At 47.1% G+C, this 14,016-nt stretch carries 11 protein-coding genes and 1 other annotated feature; of the genes, 9 read left to right on the forward strand and 2 right to left on the reverse strand.

Annotation, left to right across the window (positions count from 1 at the left end; all coding sequences use genetic code 11):
* Positions 1–21 precede the first annotated feature (21 nt).
* Both ACZMB2_RS07385 and ACZMB2_RS07390 read right to left on the reverse strand, forming a co-directional pair.
* A complete protein-coding gene (locus ACZMB2_RS07385) occupies positions 22–2,112 on the reverse strand; it encodes a heavy metal translocating P-type ATPase (protein ID WP_487596211.1) in 2,091 nt (696 codons plus the stop codon).
* A gap of 56 nt (positions 2,113–2,168) precedes the next feature.
* The gene (locus tag ACZMB2_RS07390; protein WP_487596212.1) at positions 2,169–2,450 is read right to left on the reverse strand and encodes a DUF6110 family protein; all 282 of its coding nucleotides are present in this window, start codon (positions 2,448–2,450) and stop codon (positions 2,169–2,171) included.
* 302 nt (positions 2,451–2,752) lie between these two features.
* Between ACZMB2_RS07390 and rpmG the strand changes: the two genes are divergently transcribed.
* The 9 genes from rpmG (at position 2,753) to rpoC (ending at position 13,986) form a co-directional block, all read left to right on the forward strand.
* Positions 2,753–2,902 (forward strand): 50S ribosomal protein L33, encoded by a 150-nt coding sequence (gene rpmG, locus ACZMB2_RS07395; RefSeq protein ID WP_117499871.1) that lies wholly within the window; start codon positions 2,753–2,755, stop codon positions 2,900–2,902.
* A 29-nt stretch (positions 2,903–2,931) separates the two neighbouring features.
* Positions 2,932–3,141, forward strand: a complete 210-nt coding sequence (gene secE, locus ACZMB2_RS07400; protein ID WP_487596213.1) for a preprotein translocase subunit SecE — start codon at positions 2,932–2,934, stop codon at positions 3,139–3,141.
* 16 nt (positions 3,142–3,157) lie between these two features.
* Entirely contained in the window at positions 3,158–3,673 is a 516-nt protein-coding gene (gene nusG / locus ACZMB2_RS07405; RefSeq protein WP_487596214.1) for a transcription termination/antitermination protein NusG, read from the forward strand.
* Between the two features lie 75 nt (positions 3,674–3,748).
* Positions 3,749–4,177: a 50S ribosomal protein L11 gene (gene rplK / locus ACZMB2_RS07410; protein ID WP_487596215.1), complete on the forward strand. Its 429-nt coding sequence runs from the start codon at positions 3,749–3,751 to the stop codon at positions 4,175–4,177.
* A gap of 67 nt (positions 4,178–4,244) precedes the next feature.
* Positions 4,245–4,934 (forward strand): 50S ribosomal protein L1, encoded by a 690-nt coding sequence (gene rplA, locus ACZMB2_RS07415; RefSeq protein ID WP_487596216.1) that lies wholly within the window; start codon positions 4,245–4,247, stop codon positions 4,932–4,934.
* Positions 4,935–4,988: 54 nt separating this feature from the next.
* Positions 4,989–5,124 (forward strand) — a sequence feature (ribosomal protein L10 leader region).
* 48 nt (positions 5,125–5,172) lie between these two features.
* Positions 5,173–5,661 carry a 50S ribosomal protein L10 gene (rplJ, locus tag ACZMB2_RS07420; protein WP_487596217.1) on the forward strand — a complete coding sequence of 163 codons (489 nt, stop codon included), beginning with the start codon at positions 5,173–5,175 and terminating at the stop codon, positions 5,659–5,661.
* A 67-nt stretch (positions 5,662–5,728) separates the two neighbouring features.
* The gene (gene rplL / locus ACZMB2_RS07425; RefSeq protein WP_487596218.1) at positions 5,729–6,103 is read left to right on the forward strand and encodes a 50S ribosomal protein L7/L12; all 375 of its coding nucleotides are present in this window, start codon (positions 5,729–5,731) and stop codon (positions 6,101–6,103) included.
* 243 nt (positions 6,104–6,346) lie between these two features.
* Entirely contained in the window at positions 6,347–10,273 is a 3,927-nt protein-coding gene (gene rpoB, locus ACZMB2_RS07430; protein WP_487596219.1) for a DNA-directed RNA polymerase subunit beta, read from the forward strand.
* Between the two features lie 14 nt (positions 10,274–10,287).
* Positions 10,288–13,986 carry a DNA-directed RNA polymerase subunit beta' gene (rpoC, locus tag ACZMB2_RS07435; protein WP_487596220.1) on the forward strand — a complete coding sequence of 1,233 codons (3,699 nt, stop codon included), beginning with the start codon at positions 10,288–10,290 and terminating at the stop codon, positions 13,984–13,986.
* Positions 13,987–14,016: the final 30 nt, after the last annotated feature.

Raw genomic sequence — 14,016 nt, forward strand, 5'->3', positions numbered from 1 at the left:
TTTTAAGGTTATCGATCAAAGTTAAAGTTCAACTTCTTCATGGAGAAGCGGCTTCATATTGTTCAAACTGATTAACAGGGTGGAAGTATTATGAAACAGTGCGGAGGTGGTTGGCTGCAGAATGCCTGCAACACCCAGCCCAATCAGTCCGGTATTGAATCCTACGATAGTTCGATAGTTGCGCTGGATTCGTTTCATCAGGCGGTTGCTTAAGCTCTTCAGAATTACCAACTGATATAGGTCGTCAGATGCCACAGTGATGTCTGCGATTTCTCTGGCAATCTCTGCACCGTCGCTGACAGCTACGCCGGCATCGGCTGCTGACAGAGCAGGGGAATCGTTAATTCCATCACCAACCATGATGACTTTGCTTCCTTTTGCCTTCTGGCGCTCAATATAATTTGCCTTATCTTCCGGCAGTACCTCAGAGTAATATTCGTCAACACCCACCCGTTTTGCAATAGCAGCGGCAGTGCGTTCGCTGTCTCCGGTCATCATAACCACATGTTTGATGCCTGCGGCTTTCAGTGCGCGGATGGCAGCGGCAGCCTCCGGACGAAGGGGATCTTCAATGCAGATGACAGCGGCCAGCTTATTATCAATAGCCATATAAAGATGAGAGTATTCCGTAGGAAGATTCTCAAACTTATCCATCTGATCTTCGGGAATATGGCATCCTTCGTCCTCGAATACAAAGTGATAACTTCCGATGATGACCTTGTGGTCGTTGATGGAAGAAGAGATTCCGTGAGCAACAATGTAATTGACTTTGGAATGCATCTCTTCATGGTCGAGAGAGCGCTGTTTTGCTGCAGTAACAACTGCTTTTGCCATGGAATGGGGGAAATGCTCCTCCAGGCAGGCGGCGATTCGAAGCATCTCTTCTTTGCTGCTTCCGTTAAAAACGACTACATCCTTGACCGTTGGTTTGGCCTTAGTCAGAGTGCCGGTCTTGTCGAAAACAATGGTATCGGCAGATGCTACAGCTTCCAAAAACTTTCCTCCCTTCACGGTAATGTGATGGGTCTGGGCTTCGCGGATGGCGGACAAAACGGAGATCGGCATAGCCAGCTTCAGTGCGCAGGAGAAGTCAACCATCAGGACAGCCAGTGCTTTCGTGGTATTTCTCGTAAGCAGCCAGGTGAGTGCGGTACCGCCTAAGGTGTAAGGAACCAGCCGGTCAGCCAAAGACTCGGCCTTGCTCTCTACGCCGGATTTCAGTTTTTCAGAATCCTCGATCATGGTTACAATCTTTTCAAATCTGGTGGAGCCGGAAACGGCTTTGACCTGAATGGTCAGTTCTCCCTCTTCCAATACGGTTCCTGCGTAAACGTAAGTTCCGTGATCTTTTCTGACCGGTTCGGATTCTCCAGTGAGGGAAGCCTGGTTGACCGTTGCCTCGCCGTCGCATACGATGCCGTCAAACGGGATGACATTGCCCATGCGGACGATGACTTCATCACCTGGTTTGATCTCTCTTGCAGAGACCAGGATTTCCTGATCATCTTTTTTGAGCCATACCTTGCTGACGTTCAGGGACATGCTTCTTGCCAGATCATCTACGGATTTCTTATGAGTCCACTCTTCCAGAAGTTCGCCGATTCCCAACAGAAACATAATAGAGCTTGCTGTGGTAAAGTCGGCGCGGAAAACGGAAACACCGATGGCGGTTGCATCCAGAACTTCTACTTCCAGCTTTTTGTGAGCCAGACATTTGAGCCCTTTCCATATATAATGGACAGATTTGAATGCTGCGTAAGCGGCCTGAATCGGATAAGGAAGGAAGAGTTTGCTTCCTGCCCGCAGGACAACCTTCTGCATCAGTTTCTCCTGATAGGTGCTGTTCAATTCTCTTCCGGAATGCGCAAGGAGATCAGCCGGAACATCCGTTGTCTGATACTGGAAAATACGCAGCGCCTGCAGCAGTGTTTCACGTTCTCCTTTATAAGAAATGGAAGCATCACAGGTCCGCTCAAATACTTTGGCGGAAGTGACACCTGAAAGATTCTCTATATAATAAAGAAGCGTATCTGCTTCTTCATAAGACATGCGGGACTGTACCATATGAATACGAAGACGGCCCCTGATGTCGTGTTTTATAATGAATTTCATGTTTTCCTCCAATAAAAGACGGAGCTGTCAGGCAGCTCCGTCCATATGAATACAGATTATTCTGCGTCTTCTGCAGTCTCAGCTTCCTGTACACATGCAGCTTCCCGTGTTGCTCTGTCCTCGTTGATCTGTTTTGCTTCTGCAAGAATGTCTTCTGCATTCTCCTGAACAGTAGTAGCAGTCTTCATCACGCATTCTTTTGCACGAAGAACAGCAGCGGTGCAATTGGTATATACTTTACGCGCATCTTTGCTGGAAAGCACCTGGATGCCAGCAGTTCCGAAAAGAACGCCACCTGCGAAAAGTCCGAGTTTTTTCATTTTGGAAATGTCTAACATAATTTGTTCCTCCTGTGTTATCTTATTAATATAGCAGTGACTGTTTTCAACCGTTTTGGTTTATCATCCATCATAGTGAGAAAATACCGGTTAGTCAATTAGAACAAACGCTGATGATAAAAGTTATCAATAAAAACGAAAATGGCAAAGTGCATTTTAATAGAAAAAATCCTTGACGGCATATGCGAGTCTGTGTTATAGTAGACAAGCGAATGGAAGTTTAGGCTTTTTTTTTATGCCTAAAATTGATGGTTTTCGCAGGACCATCAGACAAAAAAGTATAAAAAGCGAGGTGGAAAGTTGTGCGCGTAAAGATCACATTGGCATGTACGGAGTGCAAACAGCGTAACTACAACATGACCAAAGAAAAGAAGAATCACCCGGACAGAATGGAAACCAAGAAGTACTGTCGTTTCTGCAAGAGACATACTCTTCATAAGGAGACGAAGTAATCTGCCCCAAAGGTAAAGGAAGTGACAAGATGGGAGAAACGAAGAATGCCCCGAAGGCCCAGAAGACAAGCTGGTTCAAAGGCATGAAAGCCGAGTTCAAGAAAATTGTGTGGCCAGACCAAAAATCACTTACGAAACAGACCATTGCGGTAGTCAGCGTTTCTGTTGCTTTGGCTCTCATTATTAAAATACTGGATATGGTCATGACCTTTGGAATTGACCGGCTGTTGACTTTATAATTAGAAAGGTGATTGTATGTCAGAGACAAACTGGTATGTAGTCCATACCTACTCAGGATATGAGAATAAGGTAAAGGCTAATATTGAGAAAACCATTGAAAACAGACATCTTGAGGATCAGATCCTTGAGGTCAGGGTTCCGATGCAGGACGTGGTTGAATTGAAGGATGGTGCAAGCCGTCAGGTCCAGAAAAAGATGTTTCCGGGATACGTTCTGATCAACATGGTCATGAACGACGATACCTGGTATGTAGTTCGCAATACCAGAGGCGTGACCGGCTTCGTTGGACCGGGATCCAAACCAGTTCCGCTTACGGAAGAGGAAATGAGACCGCTTGGGGTTCAATCGGATTCCGTGCAAATTGATTTTGCGGAAGGTGACAATGTAGTTGTTACGGGTGGCGTATGGAAGGATACTGTTGGAGTCATCCAGGCCATCAATGAGAACAAACAGAGTGTGACGATCAACGTCGACCTGTTCGGTCGTGAAACACCGGTAGAAATAAGTTTCACAGAAATTAAGAAGATGTAAATGGTTCGTGAAAAACTGTAGATCGCGGATCGTGGGAGGGAAATTCCCGCCATCACCACAAGGAGGTGCCTAATTATGGCAAAGAAAGTTACAGGTTACATCAAATTACAGATTCCTGCTGGAAAGGCAACACCGGCTCCCCCAGTAGGACCGGCTCTTGGTCAGCACGGCGTTAACATTGTACAGTTTACAAAAGAGTTTAACGCAAGAACCGCAGATCAGGGCGATATGATTATTCCGGTAGTCATTACTGTTTATGCAGACAGAAGCTTCAGCTTCATTACCAAGACTCCGCCGGCAGCAGTTTTACTGAAAAAAGCATGCGGACTGAAAACCGCTTCTGCTAACTCCAAAAAAGACAAGGTTGCTACGATCAAGAGATCTGAAGTTCAGAAAATCGCTGAACTGAAAATGCCGGATCTGACCGCAGGAGGCCTTGACGCAGCTATCAGCATGATCGCAGGTACTGCAAGAAGTATGGGTATCACCGTAGTTGACGACTAAAAACTGTTGCAGATGAACAGACGTGGGAGGGAAATTCCCGCAATTACCACCAGGAGGTTAATGAATTATGAAACATGGTAAGAAATATGTTGAGGCTGCTAAATTATACGACAAGCAGACTCAGTATGACAGAGACGAGGCAGTTGCCATCGTAAAGAAACTGGCAACCGCAAAATTTGACGAGACCATCGAAGCTCACATCAGAACCGGATGCGACGGACGTCATGCAGATCAGCAGATCCGTGGCGCTGTTGTACTTCCGCACGGAACTGGTAAACAGGTTCGTGTACTTGTATTCGCTAAGAACGCAAAAGCTGACGAGGCACTGGCAGCAGGCGCTGAGTTCGTTGGAGCTGAGGAACTTGTTCCGAAGATCCAGGGCGGATGGTTCGATTTCGATGTAGTCGTTGCAACTCCGGATATGATGGGTGTTGTTGGACGTCTGGGACGTGTACTTGGACCGAAGGGCTTAATGCCGAACCCGAAGGCTGGTACCGTAACCATGGATGTTACCAAAGCAGTCAATGATATTAAAGCCGGTAAGATCGAGTACAGACTGGATAAGACCAATATTATCCACGTGCCGATCGGAAAAGCTTCTTTCACCGAGGAGCAGTTAGCGGACAACTTCCAGACGCTTATGGATGCTATCAACAAAGTAAGACCTGCAGCTGTTAAAGGTCAGTATCTGAAGAGTATCACCATTACTCCGACCATGGGACCTGGCGTAAAGGTTAACCCGTTAAAGCTTGCTTAATCACGGCGAGTGAAAAAGGGTGTTGACATCCACTATATATTGTGATATTTTATAACAGTTGAAGATGACTGCCCGAAGACAGCAGGTGCCGTGAGGCATAAGAGGAAACCGCCTGCCGAGGAAAGCGTTCGATTAAGAATGACTTACAAACCCTCTGTGTCTGCGGCACAGAGGGTTTTTTAATCCTTACCACTGGGAAGGTTATCTCTCTTAAAAATCTATAAGGAGGAAACCATTCATGGCAAAAGTTGAACTGAAAAAACCGGTTGTAGACGAGATCTCTGCAAATCTGGAAGGTGCAGCTGGTGTTGTTCTGGTTGACCATTGCGGTCTGACTGTAGAGCAGGATACACAGCTTCGTAAACAGATGAGAGAAGAAGGAATCGTTTACAAGGTTTACAAAAACACCATGCTGAACTTTGCAATCAAAGGAACCGAGTTCGAGCCGCTGTCTCAGCATCTCGAAGGACCGTCTGCAATCGCTATCTCTAAAACTGATGCGACTGCTCCGGCAAGAATCGTTGCTAACTTTGCAAAGAAAGCAGAGAAGCTTGAGATCAAAGCTGGTGTCGTAGAGGGTAACTACTACGATGCAAAGGGAATGGCTGCAATCGCAAACGTTCCGTCCAGAGAAGTACTTCTTGGAAAGCTGCTTGGCAGCATCCAGAGCCCGATTACAAACTTCGCTCGCGTTATCAACCAGATCGCAGAGAGCAAAGAGGCTTAATCGTTATTACAATAGGAAAAGCCGCATAGCGGCATGATACAATTATTATTATTGGAGGTAAATAAAAATGGCAAAATTAACTACTGCAGAATTTATTGATGCAATCAAAGAGCTTACCGTATTAGAGCTGAATGATCTTGTAAAAGCATGTGAGGAGGAGTTCGGTGTATCCGCAGCAGCTGGCGTTGTTGTAGCAGCAGCTGGAGATGGCGCAGCAGCAGCTGAGGAGAAAGATTCCTTCGACGTAGAGCTGACTGAGGTTGGTCCGAACAAAGTTAAAGTTATCAAAGTTGTTCGTGAAGCTACCGGACTTGGTCTGAAAGAGGCTAAAGACGTAGTTGATGGCGCTCCGAAGGTAATCAAAGAGGGCGCTTCCAAAGCAGAGGCTGAGGAGATCAAAACCAAACTTGAGGCTGAGGGTGCAAAAGTTACTCTTAAATAATGAGTTTGTACATTCGAAAGAAGGATGCTGCGGTTGCGGTGTCCTTCTTCCTTTTTCAAAAATAAGTCCCCAAAAACTGCGGAAATCCCGCGAAAATCCCAAAATTATTTATTGACATCCAAAAATATTTATGATAACATGGAAAATGCACTATTGTGGTAAGGTATGCTTTCATCCTTGCTGTGATTCGTGCGGTCCTTTTGCAATATGCAGTGATTAAAATATATAAGGGGTGAAATGTCAATGGAAAAGAACAGAATCAAACCTACCAAGTCCGGCAGAAATCTGCGAATGAGTTATTCCAGAAAAAAAGAAGTAGTTGAAATGCCGAACCTGATAGAAGTCCAGAGAGATTCCTACCAGTGGTTTCTGGATGAGGGATTAAGCGAAGCATTTGCCGATATTTCTCCGATTACGGATTATAGCGGAAAGCTCAGCCTGGAGTTCACGAACTTTGTACTTGATGTGGAAGGTGCGAAGTACACCATCGAAGAGTGTAAAGAGCGTGACGCTACTTATGCCGCACCATTAAAAGTCAGAGTCCGTCTTCATAACAAAGAGACAGATGAGATTAATGAGCATGAGATTTTCATGGGCGACCTGCCTTTGATGACTGAGACGGGAACCTTCGTCATCAACGGAGCAGAGCGTGTTATTGTCAGCCAGTTGGTACGTTCCCCTGGTATCTACTATGGCATTGATCATGATAAAGTAGGTAAGCTTCTGTTCTCCTGTACAGTAATTCCGAACCGTGGTGCATGGCTGGAGTATGAGACTGACTCCAATGATGTGTTCTATGTTCGTGTTGACAGAACCCGTAAAGTACCGATCACCGTGCTGATCAGAGCACTTGGTTATGGTACGAATGCTGAGATTCTGGAACTGTTTGGTGAGGAACCGAAGATTTTGGCATCTCTGGCAAAAGATACATCTGAGAGTTATCAGGAAGGTCTGCTGGAGCTGTATAAGAAGATCCGTCCGGGCGAGCCGCTGGCTGTAGAGAGTGCGGAGAGCCTGATTACGGGTATGTTTTTTGACCCGAGACGTTATGATTTGGCAAAAGTCGGACGTTATAAGTTCAATAAGAAGCTTCATCTGAAGAACCGTGTCCGTGGACAGGTTTTGGCTGAGGATGTAGTAGATCTGTCTACTGGCGAGATTATCGCAGAAGCAGATCAGAAGATCGACATGGAACTGGCAGTAAAACTGCAGGATTCCGCTGTTCCTTTCATCTGGGTAAAAGGTGAGGGACGTAATATTAAAGTACTGTCCAACCGCATGGTTGATATTACCAAATATGTGGATTGCGATCCGGAAGCACTGGGTATCAAAGAATCTGTATACTATCCGGCGCTGGAGAAACTGCTGAATGAGTATACTGATGCAGAGGAACTGAAAGAGGCAATCCAGCGTTCCGTCACGGAGCTGATTCCGAAGCATATTACCAAGGATGACATTATGGCATCCATTAATTATAACATGCATCTGGAGTATGGTATCGGAAGCAAGGATGACATTGACCACCTGGGCAACCGTCGTATCCGTGCTGTAGGTGAGCTGCTTCAGAACCAGTATCGTATTGGTCTTTCCCGTCTGGAGAGAGTAGTACGCGAGCGTATGACCACTCAGGACCCGGAGAGTATTTCCGCCCAGACCCTGATCAACATCAAACCGGTAACCGCAGCAGTGAAAGAGTTCTTTGGATCTTCCCAGCTGTCTCAGTTCATGGATCAGAACAACCCGTTGGGTGAGTTGACCCATAAGAGACGTCTGTCCGCATTGGGACCGGGCGGTCTGTCCAGAGATCGTGCAGGATTCGAGGTTCGAGACGTACATTATTCCCATTATGGAAGAATGTGCCCGATTGAGACTCCTGAGGGACCGAACATTGGTCTGATCAACTCTCTGGCATGCTATGCAAGAATCAACGAGTATGGCTTTGTAGAGGCTCCGTACCGTAAGATCGATAAATCAGATCCTAAGAATCCGCGTGTCACCGACGAAGTTGTCTACATGACCGCTGATGAAGAAGATAATTACCATGTAGCACAGGCAAATGAGGCTCTGGATGAGAACGGATATTTCGTGAGAAATAATGTATCCGGACGTTATCTTGATGAGACCCAGGCTTATGATAAGACCATGTTTGATTACATGGACGTATCTCCGAAGATGGTATTCTCTGTGGCTACGGCACTGATTCCGTTCCTGCAGAACGATGACGCAAACCGTGCATTGATGGGATCCAACATGCAGCGTCAGGCCGTTCCGTTGATGCTGACGGAAGCTCCGGCAGTTGGTACCGGTATGGAGGAGAAGACTGCAGTTGACTCCGGTGTTTGTGTAGTTGCAAAGAACGCTGGTATCGTAGAACGTGCAGTTTCCAATGAGATTGTTGTACGTCAGGATAATGGTGTGCGTGATGTATATCATCTGACGAAATTCTCCCGCAGTAACCAGAGCAACTGCTACAACCAGAGGCCGATCGTCTTCAAGGGGGACCGGGTAGAGGTTGGTGAGGTAATTGCTGACGGACCGTCCACATCTGGTGGAGAGATTGCTCTTGGTAAGAACCCGCTGATCGGATTTATGACCTGGGAAGGTTATAACTACGAGGATGCTGTTCTTTTAAGTGAACGACTGGTTATGGATGATGTTTATACATCTATTCATATTGAGGAATATGAGGCAGAAGCCCGTGATACCAAACTTGGACCGGAAGAGATTACCAGAGATGTTCCGGGAGTTGGTGATGATGCTCTGAAGGATCTGGATAACAGAGGTATCATCCGTATCGGTGCAGAGGTTCGTGCCGGTGATATTCTGGTAGGTAAGGTAACTCCGAAGGGAGAGACCGAGCTGACCGCAGAGGAGCGTTTGCTCCGCGCAATCTTCGGTGAGAAGGCACGAGAAGTGCGTGATACTTCCCTGAAGGTACCTCATGGTGAGTATGGCGTCGTTGTAGATGCCAAAGTATTTACCAGAGAAAACGGAGACGAGCTGTCTCCGGGTGTAAACCAGGCAGTCCGCATTTACATCGCTCAGAAGAGAAAAATCTCTGTCGGAGATAAGATGGCAGGACGTCATGGTAATAAGGGTGTTGTTTCCCGTGTACTTCCGGTAGAGGATATGCCGTTCCTGCCGAACGGACGTCCGCTGGATATCGTACTGAACCCGCTGGGTGTGCCGTCCCGTATGAATATCGGTCAGGTCCTGGAGATTCATCTGAGTCTGGCTGCAAAGGCACTGGGCTTCAACGTGGCTACTCCGATTTTTGATGGCGCAAATGAGTCCGAGATCATGGATACCCTGGATCTTGCGAATGATTATGCAAACCTTCCCTTCGATGATGCAGAGGCTGCAGAGTGGAAAGAGAAGGAACTTGATCAGACCGCAGACGGAAGACCGTGGAATGGTGAGACATTCAAAGGCAAACATGGAGAAGATCTGCTTCCGGAGGTTGTAGATTATCTCGATAAGAACAGAGAGCACAGAAAAGTATGGAAAGGTGTACCGATTTCCAGAGATGGTAAAGTACGTCTGAGAGATGGTCGTACCGGTGAGTACTTCGACAGCCCGGTAACGATCGGACACATGCATTATCTGAAGCTGCATCATCTGGTAGACGATAAGATCCATGCACGTTCTACCGGACCGTACTCCCTGGTAACGCAGCAGCCGCTGGGTGGAAAAGCTCAGTTCGGTGGACAGCGTTTCGGAGAGATGGAGGTTTGGGCTCTGGAGGCATATGGTGCATCCTATACCCTGCAGGAGATCCTGACCGTTAAATCCGATGATGTTATCGGACGTGTGAAGACGTACGAGGCTATCATCAAAGGCGAAAATATTCCTGAGGCCGGAATTCCGGAATCCTTCAAGGTACTTTTAAAAGAGCTGCAGGCCCTTGGTCTGGATGTTCGTGTGCTGCGTGAGGATAATACGGAAGTGGAACTGGCAGAGACCAGTGACTACGGTGATGTAGATATTCGTTCCATCTTGGAAGATGATGGACGCCGCTTCAACAGAGAAGATGAGTCCTTCGGCAACCATGGCTTCAGCAAACAGGAGTTTGAGGGAGAGGAACTGGTAGATGTTTCACCGGAAGAGGACGACGATTTCGATGAGAGCGAGCTCGCCGATATGGATGACAACATTGATTTTGAAGAATAAAGGAGGTGCCGCTCATGCCGGAAATGACGAAGAATGATAACTATCAGCCAATGAGCTTTGATGCGATTAAAATTGGCCTGGCATCCCCGGAGACTATTCTTGAATGGTCTCATGGAGAAGTAACCAAGCCGGAGACGATCAACTATCGTACGCTGAAACCGGAAAAAGATGGTTTATACTGCGAAAAAATCTTCGGACCGAGTAAGGACTGGGAGTGTCACTGCGGAAAATATAAGAAGATCAGATATAAAGGTGTCGTATGCGACCGCTGTGGTGTGGAAGTAACCAAATCCAGCGTGCGTCGTGAGCGTATGGGCCATATCAAACTGGCTGCACCGGTATCCCATATCTGGTATTTCAAAGGAATTCCCAGCCGTATGGGACTGATCCTTGACCTTTCCCCGAGAACATTGGAGAAAGTGCTGTATTTTGCATCTTATATTGTGCTCGATGCAGGAAAGACGGAGCTTATGTATAAGCAGGTACTTTCCGAAAAAGATTATCAGGATATGAAGGAAAAGTATCCGGAACCGGGTGCTTTCCGCGTAGGCATGGGTGCAGAGTCCATTAAGGAACTTCTGCAGTCCATTGACCTTGAAAAAGATTCCAAGGAACTGAAAGAAGGTCTGAAGACCGCTTCCGGACAGAAACGTGCCCGTATCATCAAGAGACTTGAGGTTGTCGAGGCATTCCGTGAATCCGGAAACAAACCGGAGTGGATGATTATGGATGTAATCCCGGTTATCCCGCCTGACCTTCGTCCGATGGTACAGCTGGACGGCGGACGTTTTGCTACATCCGACCTGAACGACCTGTATAGAAGAATCATCAATAGAAATAACCGTCTGCAGAGACTGCTGGATCTGGGAGCACCGGATATCATCGTTCGCAATGAGAAACGTATGCTTCAGGAGGCTGTTGATGCACTGATCGATAACGGCAGAAGAGGACGCCCTGTTACCGGACCTGGAAACAGAGCCCTGAAATCCCTCTCTGATATGCTGAAGGGTAAATCCGGACGTTTCCGTCAGAACCTTCTGGGAAAACGTGTTGACTACTCCGGACGTTCTGTTATCGTCGTTGGACCGGAACTGAAGATTTATCAGTGTGGTCTGCCGAAAGAGATGGCAATTGAGCTGTTCAAACCGTTCGTAATGAAAGAACTGGTTTCCAATGGCTCTGCTCATAATATTAAGAGTGCTAAGAAGATGGTTGAGCGTCTTCAGCCGGAAGTATGGGATGTCCTTGAGGACGTCATCAAAGAGCATCCGGTAATGCTGAACCGTGCTCCTACACTGCATCGTCTGGGTATCCAGGCATTTGAGCCGATCCTGGTAGAAGGTAAGGCAATCAAGCTTCATCCGCTTGTTTGTACTGCGTTCAATGCTGACTTCGATGGAGACCAGATGGCTGTCCATCTGCCGCTGTCCGTAGAAGCACAGGCAGAGTGCCGGTTCCTTCTGCTTTCTCCGAACAACCTGCTGAAACCGTCTGACGGTGGTCCGGTAGCTGTTCCTTCACAGGATATGGTCCTTGGTATCTACTATCTGACGCAGGAGAGACCGGGAGAAATTGGTGAAGGCAAATTCTTCAAGAGTGTGAATGAAGCAATTCTTGCATATGAGAATGGAGTTATTAAACTTCAGAGCCGTATTAAAGTACGCGTCAGCAAAAATATGCCTGACGGCAGCGTAATGACCGGTACTGTAGAATCTACCCTTGGACGTTTCCTGTTCAATGAGATTCTTCCGCAGGATCTGGGATTTGTAGACCGAAAAGTTCCGGGCAATGAGCTGAGCCTGGAGGTTGACTTCCACGTAGGCAAGAAGGGTCTGAAACAGATTCTTGGTAAAGTAATTAACACCCATGGCGCAACCAGAACTGCAGAGGTGCTGGATGACATCAAAGCAATGGGATACAAATATTCTACCAGAGCGGCTATGACCGTATCCATTTCCGATATGACTGTACCGCCGCAGAAACCGCAGCTGATCAAAGAGGCGCAGGAAGTCGTTGATAAGATTACCCGTAACTACAAACGTGGTAAGATTACCGAGGAAGAGCGTTACAAAGAGGTTGTGGAAACCTGGAAAGAGACTGACGCAGTTCTTACCAAAGCACTGTTGGATGGTCTGGATAAATACAACAACATCTTCATGATGGCTGATTCCGGTGCGCGTGGATCTGATAAACAGATCAAACAGCTGGCCGGTATGCGTGGATTGATGGCAGATACGACCGGACATACGATCGAGCTTCCTATCACATCCAACTTCCGTGAAGGTCTTGACGTACTGGAGTACTTCATGTCCGCTCATGGAGCACGTAAAGGTATGTCCGATACCGCTCTTCGTACTGCTGACTCCGGTTATCTGACCAGACGACTGGTAGATGTATCTCAGGAGCTGATTATCCGTGAGACAGACTGTGCAGAAGGCAAAGACGAGATTCCGGGAATGGAAGTTACCGCTTTCACTGACGGAAAAGAAATGATTGAGTCTCTGGAGGAACGTATCACAGGACGTTTTGCATGCAATGACATCTGCGACAAAGATGGTAACATCATTGTCAAAGCAAACCATATGATCACACCGAAACGTGCGGCTGCAGTCGTATCCAAAGGTGTGGATAAGGACGGAAATCCGCTGAATAGCGTAAAGATCCGTACTGCTCTTACCTGTAAATCCCATATTGGTGTATGTGCGAAGTGTTACGGTGCCAACATGGCAACCGGAGAGGCTGTACAGGTTGGTGAGACCGTTGGTATCATCGCAGCACAGTCCATCGGTGAACCGGGTACCCAGCTGACTATGAGAACCTTCCACTCCGGTGGTGTAGCAGGTGGAGATATTACTCAGGGTCTTCCTCGTGTCGAGGAGCTTTTTGAGGCAAGAAAGCCGAAGGGTCTTGCAATCGTTACTGAGATCGGCGGCATTGCCACCATTAATGACATGAAGAAGAAACGTGAGATTGTCATTACCAATAATGAGTCTGGTGAGTCCAAGACCTACCTGATTCCTTTTGATTCCAGAATCAAAATCATGGATGGCGCAGTAGTTGAGGCCGGTGATGCACTGACGGAAGGTAGCATCAATCCGCATGACATTCTGAAGATCAAAGGCGTACGTGCGGTTCAGGATTACATGCTTCAGGAAGTACAGCGTGTATATCGTCTGCAGGGTGTTGAGATCAACGACAAGCATATTGAGATGATCGTACGTCAGATGCTGAAGAAGGTACGAGTAGAGGATAACGGAGACAGTGATTTCCTTCCGGGAACTCTGGTTGACATTCTGGACTACGCAGACGAAAACGAGAGACTGATCGCAGAAGGTAAACAGCCGGCAGATGGAAAACAGGTACTGCTTGGTATTACCAAAGCATCCCTGGCTACCAACTCCTTCCTGTCAGCAGCATCCTTCCAGGAGACCACCAAGGTTCTGACGGAAGCTGCTATCAAGGGTAAGATTGATCCGCTGATTGGTCTGAAAGAGAACGTTATCATTGGTAAGCTGATTCCGGCTGGTACCGGTATGAAACGTTATCGCGATGTGAAACTGAATACTGATCTGGAAGATGAGGATTCCTTAAGTTTTGCAGAAGAGGAAGACGAGAATCTGGATGGAGAAGAGAAACTGAACCTGACAGAAGAACCGGATACCGAGGATGCAGAAGTAACTGTAGCTGAGGAGACTGATTCTGAGGAAGAATAAAATAGCGTAAAAAAACTGGAAAAAGAAATT

It is taken from the genome of Hominiventricola sp. (genome assembly GCF_057604405.1).